16 protein-coding genes are annotated in these 16,018 nt (G+C 69.9%); 8 read left to right on the top strand and 8 right to left on the bottom strand.

Features of this window, described 5'->3' with window-relative positions; translation table 11 throughout:
- The first annotated feature begins 24 nt into the window (after nucleotides 1-24).
- A complete protein-coding gene (locus tag HFP15_RS17690) occupies nucleotides 25-579 on the top strand; it encodes a hypothetical protein (protein WP_168516894.1) in 555 nt (184 codons plus the stop codon).
- A 75-nt stretch (nucleotides 580-654) separates the two neighbouring features.
- Here the strand turns inward: HFP15_RS17690 and fadD11 are convergent, their stop codons facing one another.
- From fadD11 to HFP15_RS17650, 8 genes are all read right to left on the bottom strand, one after another.
- Entirely contained in the window at nucleotides 655-2,409 is a 1,755-nt protein-coding gene (fadD11, locus tag HFP15_RS17685; RefSeq protein WP_168516892.1) for a fatty acid--CoA ligase FadD11, read from the bottom strand.
- Nucleotides 2,406-3,296, bottom strand: coding sequence for a short-chain dehydrogenase/reductase (locus HFP15_RS17680; RefSeq protein WP_168516890.1), 891 nt, complete (start codon nucleotides 3,294-3,296; stop codon nucleotides 2,406-2,408). The genes fadD11 and HFP15_RS17680 overlap by 4 nt, the downstream gene beginning before the upstream one ends.
- A gap of 1 nt (nucleotide 3,297) precedes the next feature.
- Nucleotides 3,298-4,749 (bottom strand): aldehyde dehydrogenase family protein, encoded by a 1,452-nt coding sequence (locus tag HFP15_RS17675; protein ID WP_168516888.1) that lies wholly within the window; start codon nucleotides 4,747-4,749, stop codon nucleotides 3,298-3,300.
- Nucleotides 4,746-4,931, bottom strand: coding sequence for a hypothetical protein (locus HFP15_RS17670; protein ID WP_168516886.1), 186 nt, complete (start codon nucleotides 4,929-4,931; stop codon nucleotides 4,746-4,748). The genes HFP15_RS17675 and HFP15_RS17670 overlap by 4 nt, the downstream gene beginning before the upstream one ends.
- Nucleotides 4,932-4,944: 13 nt before the next feature.
- A complete protein-coding gene (locus tag HFP15_RS17665; RefSeq protein WP_246271793.1) occupies nucleotides 4,945-5,958 on the bottom strand; it encodes a PDR/VanB family oxidoreductase in 1,014 nt (337 codons plus the stop codon).
- On the bottom strand, nucleotides 5,955-6,866 hold the full coding sequence (locus tag HFP15_RS17660; RefSeq protein WP_168516981.1) for a metal-dependent hydrolase: 912 nt from the start codon (nucleotides 6,864-6,866) through the stop codon (nucleotides 5,955-5,957). Before HFP15_RS17660 ends, HFP15_RS17665 begins: the two co-directional genes overlap by 4 nt.
- The gene (locus tag HFP15_RS17655; protein ID WP_168516883.1) at nucleotides 6,866-8,362 is read right to left on the bottom strand and encodes a flavin-containing monooxygenase; all 1,497 of its coding nucleotides are present in this window, start codon (nucleotides 8,360-8,362) and stop codon (nucleotides 6,866-6,868) included. Before HFP15_RS17655 ends, HFP15_RS17660 begins: the two co-directional genes overlap by 1 nt.
- Nucleotides 8,363-8,487: 125 nt before the next feature.
- Complete coding sequence (locus HFP15_RS17650) at nucleotides 8,488-9,138, bottom strand: TetR/AcrR family transcriptional regulator (RefSeq protein WP_168516881.1); 651 nt, start codon at nucleotides 9,136-9,138, stop codon at nucleotides 8,488-8,490.
- A 254-nt stretch (nucleotides 9,139-9,392) separates the two neighbouring features.
- Between HFP15_RS17650 and HFP15_RS17645 the strand changes: the two genes are divergently transcribed.
- The 7 genes from HFP15_RS17645 (at nucleotide 9,393) to HFP15_RS17615 (ending at nucleotide 16,018) form a co-directional block, all read left to right on the top strand.
- Complete coding sequence (locus tag HFP15_RS17645; RefSeq protein WP_168516879.1) at nucleotides 9,393-10,730, top strand: MFS transporter; 1,338 nt, start codon at nucleotides 9,393-9,395, stop codon at nucleotides 10,728-10,730.
- Nucleotides 10,727-11,443: an SDR family NAD(P)-dependent oxidoreductase gene (locus HFP15_RS17640; RefSeq protein ID WP_168516861.1), complete on the top strand. Its 717-nt coding sequence runs from the start codon at nucleotides 10,727-10,729 to the stop codon at nucleotides 11,441-11,443. Before HFP15_RS17645 ends, HFP15_RS17640 begins: the two co-directional genes overlap by 4 nt.
- 77 nt (nucleotides 11,444-11,520) lie before the next feature.
- Nucleotides 11,521-12,222, top strand: a complete 702-nt coding sequence (locus HFP15_RS17635) for a TetR/AcrR family transcriptional regulator (RefSeq protein WP_168516859.1) — start codon at nucleotides 11,521-11,523, stop codon at nucleotides 12,220-12,222.
- Between the two features lie 230 nt (nucleotides 12,223-12,452).
- On the top strand, nucleotides 12,453-13,682 hold the full coding sequence (locus tag HFP15_RS17630) for an acyl-CoA dehydrogenase family protein (RefSeq protein WP_168516857.1): 1,230 nt from the start codon (nucleotides 12,453-12,455) through the stop codon (nucleotides 13,680-13,682).
- Nucleotides 13,679-14,473 (top strand): SDR family NAD(P)-dependent oxidoreductase, encoded by a 795-nt coding sequence (locus HFP15_RS17625; protein ID WP_246271792.1) that lies wholly within the window; start codon nucleotides 13,679-13,681, stop codon nucleotides 14,471-14,473. The genes HFP15_RS17630 and HFP15_RS17625 overlap by 4 nt, the downstream gene beginning before the upstream one ends.
- Nucleotides 14,470-14,880, top strand: coding sequence for a Zn-ribbon domain-containing OB-fold protein (locus HFP15_RS17620; RefSeq protein WP_168516853.1), 411 nt, complete (start codon nucleotides 14,470-14,472; stop codon nucleotides 14,878-14,880). The genes HFP15_RS17625 and HFP15_RS17620 overlap by 4 nt, the downstream gene beginning before the upstream one ends.
- Nucleotides 14,873-16,018, top strand: coding sequence for a thiolase family protein (locus tag HFP15_RS17615; RefSeq protein WP_168516851.1), 1,146 nt, complete (start codon nucleotides 14,873-14,875; stop codon nucleotides 16,016-16,018). The genes HFP15_RS17620 and HFP15_RS17615 overlap by 8 nt, the downstream gene beginning before the upstream one ends.

The following is a 16,018-nucleotide window of genomic DNA, read 5'->3' as shown; positions in this document are numbered from 1 at the left end:
GGGGATGCTGCACACTTCACGGCGATGAGGACTCTGACGACGACCCTGGCGGGATTCGATCAGGAGCAGGCCTCGCGGTTTCGTGGGCTCGTGCTCCGGCAGCTGCTCCGCGCCAGCCGCGCGGCCACCGACGCGGGGCTGCTGCACCTGTTCCTGCTGCCGCCGGAACCGGGCAGCACCCGGTTCGCGATCTACGAGACGGCGCAGGCGGTGCGGCTGGACCTGCCGATTCCGCAGGCGATCCAGGCCGCCGTCGACGTCCTGCACGACGCGGAAGGCGATCCCCGCGGGGTCGAGGACGCCGGGCCGCGCTGGCAGGAGATCGATCCCGGTCGCAGGGCCCTCTACCTCGGCACCGGGGCCCGGTTCGCCGGACGGGCCGTCGCGGGCACCACGATCGCCCGCCTCGTCGACCGGACCGCGTTGTCCTTCAGCCTCGCCGAGGACGGTCGGGCGCGTGCCACCCAGTGCAGCGAGCCGTACTGCCTCGACGACAAGACCCACCCCGCGGACGAGATCCCCGCCGCTGCCGAGCCGCCGTTCCTGCTCATCGACACCATCGTGCAGTACCTGCAGTAAGGCGGCACCGCCCTGGAAGGGCAGGACCGGTGCGGCGTCCACAAAGGTCGTGGTTCCGCTGCCAGGAAACCGTTGTCACGCGGCCGAAACCGGTTCGTGCACGTCCTTCGCCATCGGTTCGGCGTAGAGGGCCTCGATGTCCTCGGCGTACTTCTCGCCGATCGGCTTGCGCCGCAGTTTCATGGTCAGCGTCAGCTCGTCCGCGCCCGGCTCCCAGAACACCGGCAGGATCTTGAACCGCTTGATCTGCTCCACCCGGGACAGTTCCTTGTTCGCGGTGGCGATCGCCTCGGCCACCTGTGCGAGGACGCTCTCGTCACCGAAACCCCGGCCGTGCAGCGCTTCCGGATCCAGTACGACCAGCGCCGTGTTGTACGGCCGGGCATCGCCGATGGCGACGACGCCGGCCACGAGCGAGGACGCGGCCTTGACGGCGTTCTCGATGTTCGCCGGGGACATGTTCTTGCCCGACGCGTTGATGATCAGCTCCTTCTTGCGGTCCACAACGGACAGATAGCCCTCCTCGTCGACCGTGACGACGTCGCCGGTCGACAGCCAGCCGTCCGGGCTGAGCACCTCGGCGGTCTTCGCGGGCTCGCCGCGATATCCCTTCATCACCAGCGGTCCGCGCACCAGCAGCTCGCCGTCGTCGGCGACGCGCATCTCCATGCCCGGCAGGATCCGGCCCACTGTGCCCAGCCGCGCCGGATCGGCCGGAGTCGCGCTCGCGATGCACGTCAGCTCCGACATGCCCCAGATCTCGGACACGCGCAGGCCGAGCGCGGTGAAGAACGCCAGCGTGGCGGGCGGGATCGGCGCCGCGCCGGAGACCGCCCACTTCAGCTCGCCGAAGCCCAGTTTCTCGCGCAACGGCCCGAGCACGGCCTGCTCGGCCTTCGCGTGTTCCGCCGCCAGATCCGCGGGCACTTCCCGGCCGGCCCGCAGGATTTCCACGCGCCGGGCGCCGACGTCCAGAGCCCACCGCAGCGCCGCGCGGCGGGTGTCGTCCGGCTCACGTTCGATGCCGAGTTCGACGGCGACCCTCAGCTTCTCCCAGACCCTCGGCACGGCGCCCCAGACCGTCGGGCGGCAGTCCGGCAGCGCCGCGGCGATCAGCGAGGGATCGGCGACGACCGTGATCTGCGTGCCGAAGACGAGCTGGAAATACAGGGCCGTCATGCGGTCGGCGATGTGTGCCGAGGGCATGAACGAGGTGATCCGATCGCCGTACTCGACCGGCAGCACCTCGTGCACCGCGCGCGCCTCGAACAGCAGGGCGGCGTGCGTCGATTCGACGCCTTTCGGGGTTCCGGTGGTACCCGAGGTGTAGATCAGGGTGGCGACGTCGTCGGCCTCCACGGCTCGCCAGGTGCCCTCGAAGTCGAAACCTCCGGTGTCCATTGTGGTCAGTTCGGCGAGCGGGACGGTGCCTTCGGGCGTGCCGTCGACCACGATGATCCGCTCGACGTCCGCGCCGGATTCGCGGATCCGGTCCACGTACTGCGCTTCGCAGAACACGATCTTCGCGCGCGCGTTGTCCAGTACGAACCGGATCCCGGACGCGGGCAGGGTGTTGTAGACGGAGAACGAGGTCGCACCGAGATGCAGCGCGCCGACGTCGATGGGATAGAAGTCGACGCGGTTGCTCATCATCAGCGCCACGGTGTCACCGCGCCGCACGCCGAGCGCGGCGAGACCGGTCGCGACAGCGCGCACCTGTGTGGCGTATTCGCGCCAGGTGAGGGTTCGCGTGTTGCCCGGTGTGCGTACCGCGATCGCGTCCGGATCGATCGCGGCGGTGGCCTGAAAGGCCGCGCAGAGGGTGCTCATCGGTCTCCCCGGGTCTCGACGTCGTGGATGAGGGCGTGCACCGTCCGGTCTCCGGCGAGGTAGGCGTCGGCGGCGACGTTGACCACGCCGCGCAGCAGCGCCCACGGCTGCCAGGCGGCGGGTGCGAGCGTGCGTCCCGCGCGGCGCGCGATGGCGTCGGCGAGCACGGCCGCCGCCTGCTCCGCCGTGATGCGCTTGCGCAGCGCGGCCGGCAGCCGTTTCTCCAGCGCACGGCCCAGCGGATCGTCGTCCAGTGTGGTGCGCGCCAGTTGCGTGTCGACCACGCCGAAGTACGCGACCCCGGCCGTCACGCCGTGTGCGGCGAGTTCGAGCCGGAGCGCGCGGCCGAGCTGCTCGACCGCGGCCTTGCTGATCATGTACGGGGCACCGGCGGGTCCGGGCACGAAGGCGGCGGCCGACGAGATGACCACGACGTGTCCCCGCCGGGCGATCAGGTGGTCCACGGCGGGACGGACGGTGTTGAACGCCCCGGTCACGTTGATCTCCATGACCCGGTCGAACTCCGCGGGCTCGATCCGCCGCAGCGTCGCTGGTGGTGGGGTCACGCCCGCGTTCGCGACGACGACGTCCAGCCCGCCCGCGCGGCCGGCCAGCTCACCGACCGCCTCGGCGATGCCGTCGCGGTCGCGGACGTCGGCGACCGCGGTGAGCACCCGCTCACCCAGCGATCCCGCGGTCTCGGCGAGCGCGTCCTTGTCGCGGTCGATCAGCGCGAGCCGCGCGCCGCGCTCGTGCAGCCTCCGCGCGAGCGCCTGCCCGATACCGGCGCCGCCGCCGGTGATCAGCACGGTGCGGCCGGCGACGCGGTAGTTCCGGCCGCCGGGAAGCGGGATGCCGAGATCCCGCACGGCGTTGAGGACGTTCATGTCACCACAACCCGTGCCGCACGGCGACAATGACGCGTACCACCGCGTCGGCCCAGGGCGGCCGGTAGAACGAGGTGAGCGGCAGCGGTGAGGGAAACCGCTGCACGGTGGTCGCCCTGGCGTAGGCGAACTCGCGCAACCCGTCCGCGCCGTGCACGCGGCCGTAGCCGGAATCGCCGACGCCGCCCAGCGGCAGCGACGGGATCGAGGCGTGCGCGACGAACGCGTTGACCGACACGGCCCCGGACCGGATCCGCCGCGCGATCGCGGGGCCGTTGCGCCGGGAGAACACGGTCGCGCCCAGACCGAAGCGGCTGCGGTTGGTGAGCTCGACGGCGGTGTCCATATCGGACACCGCGGTCACCGTCAGCGTCGGGCCGAACGTTTCCTCGGTCACGGCCGCGCTGTCCTCCGGCACGTCGGCGAGGATCGTCGGCTGCACGAACCGGCCGCGCACCGCGTCCGGTCCGCCCAGCACGGCACGGCCACCGCGGTCGAGTGCGTCGTGAATGTGGCTGTCGATGACCTCGACCTGCCCTGGCATGGTGACCGGTCCGATCTGCTTCCCCGCCCGGATTCCCCTCGCCAGCGCGACAACCTTGTCCAGGAACGTCTCGTACACGTCCCGGTGTACGTAGACCCGCTCGACCGCGAGGCAGGTCTGGCCCGCGTTGGACATGCCGCCCCATACCGCGGCGTCCGCGGCCGCGTCGAGATCGGCGTCGGCGTCCACGAGCAGCGCGTCCTTGCCGCCGCACTCCATCAGCACCGGGGTCAGGGTTTCGGCGCAGGCGGCGGCCACCCTGCGGCCGGTCGCGGTGGAACCGGTGAACCCGATCTTGTCCACTCCGGACCGGCACAGCGCCGCGCCGGTGCTGCCCGCACCGGTGACGACCCGCAGCACCGGCGGACCGTCCACGGCCTCACGGAAGGCGTTGCCGAGCCACGCCCCGACACCGGGCGTGTACTCGCTGGGCTTGAACACCACCGTGTTGCCCGCGGCGAGTGCGGCCGACAGCGAGCCCAGCGGCGTGAACACCGGGTAGTTCCACGGCCCGATCACACCGACCACCCCCAGCGGCCGGTATTCGACGGTGCACTTGTGGTTGAGGGTGAGCGAGGTCGGGCGCCTCTGGCTCGGCCCGAGCACTGCGCCCGCGTGACGGGTCGTCCACGACAGGTGCTCCAGCGCCATCGCGATCTCCAGCATCGCGTCGGCGCGGGGCTTGCCCATCTCGCGGTGGATCAGCTCCGCCAGCTCGTCGGCGCCGCGGGCGATGCGGCGCCGCCAGGCATCGAGCCGGCGAGCCCGTCCGGCGAAACCGAGCCCGTCCCACCAGGACGCGGCCGAACGCGCCTGACGGACGGCTTCGGCGACCTCGTCGGCGGTGGCGGCCGGATAGCTGCCCACCACCTCACCGGTGGCCGGTGCGATCACTTCGAGCGTGGTCACGCGCGCACTCCTTTCCGCACGGCACGGTCCACCCCGGACGTCCAGTTCCCGGTGACCCGATCCAGCAGCGGGCGAGCGAGCAGCAGCGGTGGCACCGGAGCGGGATGGGTTTCGAAGGCGAAGGTCCACCGCAGCCGCGTCTCCGACGACTCGGGCGCGAGCGTGACGTCCTCGGCGGTCATGGATGGCTCCCTGTCAGAGGTCGAGGACCAGCGGTCCGGAGGTGGAGCGGGACACGCAGACGAGCATCTCCTCGTCGCGCTCGGCATCGGTGAGCAGCCGGTCCCGGTGTTCGACGTCACCGCCGAGAACGCGGACCTTGCAGGTGCCGCAGAAGCCCTGCCGGCACGAATATGTGACACCGGGCAGCGCACGGCGGATCGCGGCGAGCACCGATTCCTCCGCGCCGACCTCGATCGTCTTTCCGCTGCGCCGCAGGTGGATCTCGAACGGCTTCCCGCCCTCGACGGACGGCGGGCCGAACCGCTCGGAATGCACCGAGGCCGTAGGGTTGACCCGCCGAATGATCTGCCGCGCCGGCGCCATCAGGGGCGGCGGGCCGCACAGGTACACGGCCGCACCGGGCGGCGCCAGCGGCAGCACCTGGCCCAGATCCGGCACGCCGTACTCGTCGTCGGGCCGGATGTCGACGGGCCCGCCGGGAAGCTCGGCCAGGAACGGCATGGCCGACCTCGATCGTCCGAAGTAGACCAGCCGCCACGGCAGGCCGCGCTCGTGACAGAAGCGCACCATCGGCAGGATGGGTGTGATGCCGATACCGCCCGCGATGAACAGGTACGCCGGCGCGTTCGTCACCAGCGGAAACGCGTTGCGCGGGCCACGAATTCGCAGCCGGTCACCTTCCCGGAGTTCATGGATCTCCCGTGAACCCTGCCCGATGCGCCGCACCGCGATGCGATACGTGGACATCTCGCCGCACAGCGAGTACGAACGCTGCCGCCCCGAAGGCAGGAACACGTCCAGATGAGCACCCGGTTGCCAGGCCGGCAACGCGGTGCCGTCGAGTTCCAGGCTCACGACGTCCTCGGCTTCCGGCACGATCCGGCGGACCACGACGTCGAGGTCGTAACCGGTGCGGCGAACGGGGTTCGGCCGCGACAGCAGGGGAGCGACCGGGCTTCCGGCGAACACCCGCCGGTAGGCCCCGCCCGCGGCGGCGGCCAGGCGCATGGGCATGGTCGTCGTCATGCCGCTGCCCGGTGGTTCGCGGCGGGCGACTTGGCGAGATACCGCACCGCCTTGTCCATGCCGCCCAGCTGCGAGGGGTGGAAACTCGGGCGCAGGTACTTCGGGATCTCGGTGAGGAAGATCGTGGCCTTCGGGATCACGCCGCGGCGCGTCGCGCTCAGCAGTTCGCGGACCCACCAGCCGCCCTTGTCCATTGTGGAGTCCCCCCGGTACAGGTAGCCGGCGGTGCTCAGGAACAGAACGGCGAGCGTGAAGCTGGCGATCAACGCCGTCCGTACCCGGCGGGCGTAGCCACCGTCCACATGCATGAACGCGTCGAAGGCGACGTTGCGGTGCTCGACTTCCTCCGCGCCGTGCCAGCGAACGAGGTCCAGCATGACCGGGTCCATGCCCATCCGCTCCAGGTGATCGGCGCCGAGCAGCCACTCGCCGACCACGGCCGTGTAATGCTCCATGGCCGCGAACAGCCCGAGCCGCTCGCACAGCCACGCGTGCCGCGCCTTGCCGGCCAGCCCGTGGTAGCCGAGCACCTTGTCGACGAGCCAATCCATCTTGCGCGCGATCTGCTCGACCGGAAGTCCCAGCCGCGCGAGGTGCTCGCGCGCGCCCTCGTGCGAGGACGCGTGCACGGCCTCCTGCCCGACGAACCCGGTGACCTCTTCACGCAACCGCGGATCGGTGATCAGCGGTAACGCCTCACTCAGTGCCCGCGACATCGCGCGTTCGCCCTCGGGGAGCACCAGATGCATCACGTTGATGACGTGGGTGGCCATCGGTTCGCCGGGGATGTAGTGCGCGGGAACGTTCTCCCACGAGAAGTGCACGTCCCGCGCGGCGATCGCGTACGCCTCGTCGTCGTAGCGCCGTGCGCCACGCGGGTCGACGACGGGTTTGCCGATTCCGAACATCACGCGGCCCTTTCGTCCGGTACCTCGCCAGAACGGACGAGGTGGTAGTCGGCCAGGTCCACCCGCCGCGTCCGGGCACGAAAGCGGCGGTTGAATCCGGGGTAGAAGGTGAAGTTGCGCCCGGTCTCGTCCAGGTAGTAGCTGCGGCAGCCACCGGTGTTCCACACCGATCCGCGCAGCCCGCGGTCCACCCAGCGCACGAAGTCCCGCTGCGCCTCCTCGCGGACCTCCAGCGCCGCGAGGTCGCCGTGGTCCATTTCCTTGAGGCAGCTCACGATGTAGGCGACCTGCGCTTCGATCGTGACCACCTGCGAGGTGTAGACCACCGAATTCGGGCCCAGCAGCAGAAAGAAGTTGGGGAACCCGGCCACCGTCGTGCCCAGATAGGCACGCGGGCCGCCGTTCCACATCTCGGCGAGGCTGCGCCCCCCGGTTCCGTGGAACCGCCGGTATCCCGGATGATCGGTCATCTTGAAGCCGGTGCTGAACACGATGGCGTCGACCTCGTGCTCGGTCCCGTCCTCGGTGACGATGCCCTTCTCCCGGATCTCGCGGATCGGCGAGGTCACCACGTCGGTGTTCGGTGCGGCCAGCGCGGGGTAGTAGGCGTTGGAAAACGTCGGCCGTTTGCAGCCGAACGCATAGGACGGGGTGAGTTTCGCGCGCAGCCCAGGGTCGCGCACCTGCCGGTGCAGATGCGCGCGGGCGACGGCCTCCATGCCCTTGAGCAGCCACGGCCGGTACACCAGACCCGGGACGAGCGCCTCCTGCACCAGATCGAGCCCGGTCCGCGCCGCCCGCAGCGCGGCCGGAACCTGGTCGAGCAGGCGCTTGGGCAGGCCGCTCACGCGGCGGTCCGGATGGGGCATGATCCAGGTCGGCGTGCGCTGGAAGACGGTGAGCCTGCCGGCCTTCGGCTGTAGCCGGGGGATGATCTGCACCGCGGACGCCCCCGTGCCGATCACCGCGATCCGGCTGCCGTCGAGATCCTGGTCGTGGTCCCACGCGGAGGAATGGAACGTGGCACCACCGAAGCGGTCCAGCCCCGGCATGTCCGGCACCGACGGTTCGCTGAACGGCCCGATCGCGCCGACCAGGACCCGTGCCTCCCACGTGCCCCGGTCGGTGCGGATGCGCCAGCGCGCTCGCGCCTGGTCCCAGCGGGCGTCCAGCACCTCGTGCCGCAGCCGCAGGTGCGGCACGATCCCGAAGTCCTCGGCGCACCGACGCAGGTAGTCCGCGATTTCGGGCTGGTAGGGATAAAGCCTGCTCCAGCGCGGATTCGGCGCGAACGAGAACGAGTACAAAATGGACGGTATATCGCACTGCGCGCCCGGATAGGTGTTGACCTGCCAGGTGCCGCCGACCTCGCCGGCTCGCTCCAGCACGACGAAATCGTCGATCCCCGCACGCTTGAGCCCGATCGCCGTGCCCAGCCCGCCGAAACCCGCACCGATGATCGCGACTCGCACGCGACGCGGTTGCTCACTGGTCATCGCGGCTGCCTCCTTGCTGCCCGCATGCCTGACACGGCTGACCGTAAAGTAGACAACAGCCAATGTCAACATCAGTCGATGTCAACTTTGGGGCATGCGTGACCAGGCCGGGAGGCGAACGGGGCTCAGGCGGAGTGTGCCTTCGCGAGATGCTCGATGACCTGCACGGCGTGCTCGATGAAGCGCTCTTGGGACACCTCGACGCGCCCGGCGAGCCAGGCCTGGAACAGGTAGGCGAGCGCACCGAAGACGGCCTGCGAGTTCAGGTCCACGTCCCGCTCGTCGCTTTCCGGACCGGCCAGCGCCGCACTGCGCAGCGGTGCCGCGATCGTCGCCGTGAACTCCTGCACCAGTTCGCCGCCGCGGCTGGAAAGTTCCGGTGCGGCAAGGGATTCCACGAACAGGATGCGGCCGCGCCGCGGGTCCGAGGTGACGAAGGCGGTGAACTCCGCGACCGCGTGGCGCACCATCGCCGTGGTCTCGGCCGGGGCGTGTTCCAGTGCCGCGATCAGCACTTCGCGGGCCTGGCCGGCGACGTCTTCCAGTACGGCGACGAGCAGGTCCTCGCGACGGCCGAAGCTCTCGTAGAAATAACGCTCGGTCAGCTTCGCCGCGCGGCATACGCCACGCATGCTGACCGCGGCCGCGCCCTCGGTGCCCATGATCTCGAATGTCGCCGCGACCAGCCGTTCCCGCCGGCGAGCCTGCCGCTCGTCGGCGTCGACACCCCGCCAGGGGCGGCCGGCGTTACTCGATGCTCCGGGGCTGGCGACCATGGTCCGATCCTGCCATGTCCCGGTCCGGCCCTGCCCTGGCGCTGTCTTGTCCACAAAGGACATCGCTTCCGAGGGCTCGTCGAGGTCGTGCGTGGCTGCCCTTGGAACAGCGCGGTGACGGCCGATCGAGGGGCCGGGCTCGATTCCGTCGGCGAAATTGCCCCTTGAACTGAGGTCAGTTCGTGTTTACGGTCGTCTGGTCGGGGCCGACCGGCCCACGACGGTCGTCCCCGCCGAAGCGCGAAGGAGCGCCGATGCCGACACAACCTCTGACTGACCGGAACCGGATGGCACGGAGAGCGAGCCTCGCCGCCGCGGTGGGAACGGCCATCGAGTACTACGACTTCGCCATCTACGGCTACCTCGCGGTCGTGCTCGCGCCCCTGTTCTTCGCCGGTCAGGAGGGGTTGGTGGGATTGCTCGGCACGCTCGGCGTGGTCGCGAGCGGCTTCCTCGCCCGGCCGCTCGGCGGGCTGTTCTTCGGCTGGATGGGCGATCGCCGCGGCCGCAAGGTGGTGCTGATGGCCACGGTCACCTGCATGGGCGCGGCGACCACGCTCACCGGACTGCTACCGACCTACTCCTCGATCGGCGTCGCCGCGCCGATCCTGCTGACGATCCTTCGTATCGCACAGGGGTTTTCGGCCGGTGGCGAGATCGGGGGAGCGGCCTCGCTGTCCACCGAGTCGGCTCCGTCGCGCCGGCGCGGGCTGTTCGGTTCGGCCACCTCGGTCGGCATCTCGCTCGGCATGGCCGCGGCTGCCGCGACGGTCGGCACGCTGAGCGCGTTCACTACGAGCGCGCAGATGAGCAGCTGGGGCTGGCGGGTGCCGTTCCTGATCGCGGCGCCGTTGCTGGTCGCCGCGGCCTTGTACCGGATGCGCGTCGAGGACTCCCCGCTGTTCCTGAAAATGGTCGAGGAAGCCGCGCCGCCCAAGGCCCCGGTCGCGGAAGTCGTCCGCTCGCACAAGGCAGGCGTGGCGCGCGTCGTCGGCATCGCCTATTCGACGATGACCACCGGCGGAATCGTGTCGGTCTACCTGCTCGTGCACCTGTCCGCGGTGCTGAAATATCCGCTGACCGGCGCGTTGTGGCTGATCGTGTTGATCATGCTGATGCCGCTCGCGCTCATCCCGTTGTCGGGCAGCCTGAGCGACCGGTTCGGCCGCCGCCGCGTTCTCGCGTGCGCCATGGTCGCGTTCGTCGTGCTCGCCGTGCCGTGTTTCCTGCTGATGCAGCAGGATTCGCTCGCGCTCGCCGTCGTCGCCGCGTTGATCCTGAACATCCCGTTCAGCGTGCAGCAGGGCGTGGTCTACACCCAGTACTCGGAGCTGTTCCCGACGCGCGTCCGCTACACCGGCGTCTCACTCGGCTTCAACATCGGCGGCGTGATCGGGTCCGGAATCGTCTCGCTGGTGGCGACGTGGCTGGTCGCGGCCACCGGTGCCAGCATCGCGCCGGCGTTCTACATCGTCTTCGCGGCGATCGTCGGACTCGTCGTCGTCGGGACCATGCGCGAGACCTCGCGCCATGACCTGGAACAGGCCACCGATTCCGCAGCTCCCGCGATGGCCGGTGAGGTGGAGGAGTGAACGTCGTCGTCACGGGCGCGGGAAGCGGGATCGGGCGCGCCGTCACCGAACATCTGCTCGCCGAGGGGGCGCGGGTCGCCGCGCTCGACGTGCGAACTCCCGACGTCCCCAAGGCGCTCGCGCTGCGCTGCGATGTCGCGGATGCCGGTTCCGTCGACGCGGCGTTCGCGGAAGCGGTGTCCGCGCTCGGCGGCATCGATGGCCTGGTGACCTGCGCGGGGGTGACCGACGGAAGCCCGACCGGCGAAATGTCGCCGGCGACCTGGCAACGGCTGATCGGGGTGAACCTCACCGGCACGTTCCTGTGCGTCCGGGCGGCGTTGCCCCACCTCCTGCGCGCGGACTCGGGCGCGATCGTCACCATCGGCTCGGTCGGCGCACTGGTGGCCGCGGGCCGGTCGGCGGCCTACGACGCCACGAAGGGCGGCGTGCTCGCGCTGACCCGCAGCCTCGCCGCCGAGTACGCGGAGCAAGGCCTGCGCGTGAACTGCGTGTGCCCGGGCTATGTGGCCACCAACCTCGCCGAGAACAGCGCCACCGGCGATCTGCGGCCGGAGGTGCGGACCGCGATCGCCGGCCGGGTCACCGCACCGCAAACGCGTGCGGCGGCCCCGGCCGAAATCGCCGAGGCCGTGGCGTTCCTGTTGTCCGGCAAGGCGTCTTTCATCACCGGCGCGGGAATTCCCGTCGATGGCGGGTATACCGCCGTGTGAACCGGTGCTTTCCACTACTCTGAATTCGACGTCGAGTGCGTTTCGGCGTGAAATCGGAGCATTCGAGGGAGCGTGACATGGCGGGCGCGAGCAAGGAGCAGCTTCGCGACGGCGCGGTACGCACGGCCGAGATCGAGGCGAAGCCCTTACCCATGACCGCGCGGGGGCGCCGCAGCAGGCAGGCCTTGCTCGATGCCGCGAACGAGGTGTTCGCGCGGGACGGGTTCGCCGACGCGCGCATCACCGATATCGCCGATACGGCAAAGGCCGCCCACGGGTCTTTCTACACGTATTTCTCCTCGAAAGAGGAGATCTTCGTGGCATTGCTGAAAGAGCTGGAGGAGGATCTGCGCAGCCCCGCGGAACGGAACGCGGAGGAGCCCGCCGAAAGCGAGGACGGGCAAGCGCGTGATCCGTACGAGTCGATCCTGCGGGCGAACAAGGCCTACCTGACCGCCTACCGGCAGCACGCCGCGATCATGATCGTCTGGGAGCAGGTGGCGACGCTCAACGCCGGGGTCGAGGACCTGCGCCGCGAGGCCAGCGACCGGTTCGCCGGCCGCATCGAATCGGTCATCCGGCACTGGCAGGAGACCGGGGTGGCCGATCCGGCGCTCGAGCCCGAATACGCCGCGCTCGCGCTGACCGGAATGGTGAGCAATTTCGTGTACCGGTGGTCGGCGCGCGGTTCGGACTACACGCTGGACAAGGCGGCCGAGCAGCTTTCGTTGTTGTGGGCGAACTCTCTCGGCGTCCGCGTTCCGGGTAACCGGGCTTAGCGGGCACCCGCCCGGATACCGCCTGACCAGGCCTTCTGGCAGGCGGTTCACCCTGCCTGATCAAACAAACCTGATATCAGTTCATGTCGAACTTGAAGTCAACTTCGAGTAGAAGTAAGGTCGGTTCGTCGCCGAATTTTTCGGGACCTGGCCGAGGGAGGTCGATGTGGCGAGGCGGGAACTCGGATTCAGCGGTGCCTTCCGGGCCCGAGCGCTGAAGGGACTGGCCGATGCCTGAGATCGCGCAGGCCGAACTCGACGAGTTCGCCGACACCGCGCGCACATGGCTCGTCGGGCACCTGCCGCCGCGCGGACCGGAAGCGCACCGGTCGGTCGCGGTGTTCCACGATCTGCCGTTCGCGGAGGAACGCGCCCTCATCGGCCGCATCCAGGAGTGGCTGCGCGTCAAGTTCGACGCGGGCTACGGCGCGCTGTCGTGGCCGGTCGAGCACGGGGGCGCCGGGTTGTCCACGCTGCACGAGGAGGCGTTCGCCGAAGCGGAGCGCGAGTTCGAGACACCGGGCCAGCACGAGCTGACGTCGGTGAGTACCGCGCTGATCGCCCCGACCGTGCAGATGTTCGGCACCGACGAGCAGAAGGAGCTGCTCGTGAAGCCGCTGCTGCGCGGGGACACGCTGGCGTGTCAGCTGTTCTCCGAACCCTCGGCGGGTTCGGACCTCGCGGGCCTGGCGACGCGGGCGCGGCGCGAGGGCGACGAGTGGGTCGTCACGGGTCAGAAGGTGTGGAGTTCGGGTGCGCAGTTCGCGGACTGGGGTGAGCTGATCACGCGCACTGATCCGGATATGCCCAAGCACAAGGGGCTCACCACGTTCCTGCTGCCGATGAACACGCCGGGTGTGGAGGTGCGGCCGCTGCGCCAGATGTCGGGCGGTTCCTCGTTCTGCGAGGTGTTCCTCGACGAGGTGCGCATCCCGGATTCGTTGCGGCTGGGCGAGATCGGCGGCGGGTGGTCGGTGACGCTGGCGACGCTGGGATTCGAACGTGGCCACTCCGGCGCGAACGCCGATCTCGGCGGTGGCTTCGCCCAGCTCGTGGCCGACGCCCGCGAACTGGACCGGCTCGGCGATCCGGACGTCCGGCGGATGCTCGCGCAGCTGTGGGTCGCGGAGAAGGTGGCGGCGGTCTCGGCGCAGCGCGACCGCGAGTCGCGGCTGGCCGGCGGCGAGCCGGGCCCGCTGGGGTCACTGCGGAAACTGGCGTGGGCGCAGCGGCTGAAGCTCGTCTCGGAGGCCGCGGCCGTGGTGCTGGGCCCGCGGCTGGTCGCCGACGCCGGGGACGGAACCTATCGCTGGACCGAGCACTATCTGGGTGCGCCGGGCTACCGCATCGCCGGTGGTTCGGACGAGGTGCAGCGCACGATCATCGCGGAGCGCCTGCTGGGGCTGCCGCCGGAGCCGCGCGCCGATCGCGGCGTGGCATGGAAGGACATCCCGAAATGAGAACCGTGGAAGAGGCCGTGCGGGTGGTCCGCGAGGGCGGTGAACCGCTGGCCGGCCGCACCGCGCTGGTGACCGGTGGGTCGCGAGGCCTCGGCAGGGAGATCGCGATCGCGTTCGCCGCCGCCGGTGCCGATGTCGCGGTGGTGTCGCGCAAGAAGGACAGCTGTGTGGCGCTCGCGGAGGAACTGGCCGCGGCGACGGGACGGCGGGTGACGGCGCACGAGGCGCACGTCGGGGACTGGGACCGGCTGGGCACGTTGCTCGACGAGGTCGAGGAAGCGCTTTCCCCGGTGGACGTGCTGGTGAACAACGCCGGGATCGCGCCGGTGTACCCGAGCCTGGACGAGGTCAGCGAGGCCCTGTTCGACAAGGTGATCGCGGTGAACCTCAAGGGCCCGTTCCGGCTGATGGCCGCCGCGGGCAAGCGGATGGTCGCGCGTGGTGGCGGGGTCATCCTCAATATCTCGTCGATGGGTTCGCAACGGCCGACCGCCCACGATCTGCCTTACACGGCGGCGAAATCCGCGCTCAACACGCTCACCGCCGGGTTCGCGCAGGAGTACGGGCCGAGTGTGCGGGTCAACACGATCCTGGCCGGGCCGTTCCTGACCGACATCAGCAAGGCCTGGGACATGGCCGCGGTGGAGGAGATGGCCAAGGACTGGCCGTCGAAACGCGCGGGCGACCCGGAGGAGATCGTCGGTGCCGCGCTGTACCTGTGCGGGCCGCACGCGACCTACACGACCGGTGCACTGCTGGCCGTCGACGGAGGAAGGCTGGCCGCACCGTGACGACAACCGTGGACGACTCCCTGTTCACCGAGACCGCGGACGGAATCGCTTTGCTCGGCAGCGAATGCACCGACTGCGGTGCGTACACGTTCCCGCGCCAGGGCGGCTGCCCGCGCTGCACGGGCTCGGCCATGCAGGACGTTCCCCTCTCCCGCAGGGGGATCCTGTGGTCCTGGACGATTCAGGGTTTCCGGCCCAAACCGCCCTACACCGGCGCTGACGACACCTACGGCGTGGGCTACGTCGAGCTGCCCGGGCAGTTGATCGTCGAGAGCAGGCTCACCGAGACCGATCCGGCGAAGCTGCGCATCGGGATGCCGGTGCGGCTGACGCTCGTGCCGTTCCGGCAGGACGAGAACGGGCAACCGGTGCACACCTTCGCTTTCGAGGCGGTGAACAATGACTGAGGTCGCGATCGTCGGGATCGGCATCCATCGCTTCGGCCGCACCGACAGGGTGTCCGGCCGGGCCCAGGCCGTGCACGCCGCGCGGGAGGCGTTGCGGGACGCGGGCGTGTCGTTCTCGGACATGGGATTCGCGTTCGGTGGCTCGCATTCGGCGGGCGATGCCGACACGCTCGTCTCCGAACTGGGGCTGACCGGATTGCCGTTCATCAATGTCTACAATGGATGCGCCACCGGCGGTTCCGCGTTGATCGCCGCGGATGCCGCGATCCGGTCCGGGCAGCACGATATCGGCATCGTGATCGGGTTCGACAAGCATCCGCGCGGCGCGTTCAACACCGATCCGGCCGAGCACGGCATCGGTTCCTGGTACGGCGAGACCGGCCTGATGGTCACCACGCAGTTCTTCGGCATGAAGATCCAGCGGTATCTGCACGAGCACGATATCGACCCCGGTGTGCTCGTGCGGATCGCGGAGAAGGCGTTCCGCAACGGTGCGCGCAACCCGATGGCATGGCGGCGCAAGGAGATCAGCGCGGCGGAGATCGCGGCCGCGCCGATGATCTCGCATCCGCTCACGCAGTACATGTACTGCTCGCCCGGTGAGGGTGCGGTGGCACTGGTGTTGTGCCGTGCGGACAAGGCACGCGAGTACACCGGGCGCCCGGTATTCCTCTCCGGTGCCGCGTTCCGCAGCCGCCGCTACGGTTCCTTCGAGGTGTTCTCCCCGTGGATCGCGGCCGAGCGGGCGGATTCGCCGACGGTGGAGGCGTCGCGGGCGGTGTTCGAGGCGGCCGGTGTCGATCCGTCCGAAGTGGACGTCGCGCAGATTCAGGACACCGAGACCGGCGCCGAGCTGATGCACATGGCGGAGACCGGACTGTGCGGCCACGGCGAGCAGGAGAAGCTGATCGCCGACGGGGAGACCGAGATCGGCGGCAAGAGGCCGGTCAACACCGACGGCGGCTGCATCGCCAACGGCGAGCCGATCGGCGCCTCGGGTCTGCGGCAGGTCTACGAAAACGTGCTCCAGCTGCGTGGCGCGGCCGGTGAGCACCAGGTTCCGGGAGACCCGCGAGTCGGGTTCACCCACGTCTACGGTGCGCCCGGCATCTCCGCCTGCACCGTGCTCACGCGTTAG

Source organism: Amycolatopsis acididurans (assembly GCF_012328925.1).
In the GTDB taxonomy this organism is placed as follows: Bacteria; Actinomycetota; Actinomycetes; order Mycobacteriales; family Pseudonocardiaceae; genus Amycolatopsis_E; species Amycolatopsis_E acididurans.
This window is presented reverse-complemented; position numbering and strand designations above follow the sequence as displayed.

Coding starts and splice junctions, on each gene's coding strand:
- HFP15_RS17655 (WP_168516883.1), bottom strand. CDS start 8,362: ATGACCAGTGAGCAACCGCGTCGCGTGCGAGTCGCGATCATCGGTGCG.
- fadD11 (WP_168516892.1), bottom strand. CDS start 2,409: ATGAGCACCCTCTGCGCGGCCTTTCAGGCCACCGCCGCGATCGATCCG.
- HFP15_RS17625 (WP_246271792.1), top strand. CDS start 13,679: ATGAGAACCGTGGAAGAGGCCGTGCGGGTGGTCCGCGAGGGCGGTGAA.
- HFP15_RS17635 (WP_168516859.1), top strand. CDS start 11,521: ATGGCGGGCGCGAGCAAGGAGCAGCTTCGCGACGGCGCGGTACGCACG.
- HFP15_RS17690 (WP_168516894.1), top strand. CDS start 25: ATGAGGACTCTGACGACGACCCTGGCGGGATTCGATCAGGAGCAGGCC.
- HFP15_RS17650 (WP_168516881.1), bottom strand. CDS start 9,138: ATGGTCGCCAGCCCCGGAGCATCGAGTAACGCCGGCCGCCCCTGGCGG.
- HFP15_RS17660 (WP_168516981.1), bottom strand. CDS start 6,866: ATGTTCGGAATCGGCAAACCCGTCGTCGACCCGCGTGGCGCACGGCGC.
- HFP15_RS17630 (WP_168516857.1), top strand. CDS start 12,453: ATGCCTGAGATCGCGCAGGCCGAACTCGACGAGTTCGCCGACACCGCG.
- HFP15_RS17665 (WP_246271793.1), bottom strand. CDS start 5,958: ATGACGACGACCATGCCCATGCGCCTGGCCGCCGCCGCGGGCGGGGCC.
- HFP15_RS17615 (WP_168516851.1), top strand. CDS start 14,873: ATGACTGAGGTCGCGATCGTCGGGATCGGCATCCATCGCTTCGGCCGC.
- HFP15_RS17680 (WP_168516890.1), bottom strand. CDS start 3,296: ATGAACGTCCTCAACGCCGTGCGGGATCTCGGCATCCCGCTTCCCGGC.
- HFP15_RS17645 (WP_168516879.1), top strand. CDS start 9,393: ATGCCGACACAACCTCTGACTGACCGGAACCGGATGGCACGGAGAGCG.
- HFP15_RS17670 (WP_168516886.1), bottom strand. CDS start 4,931: ATGACCGCCGAGGACGTCACGCTCGCGCCCGAGTCGTCGGAGACGCGG.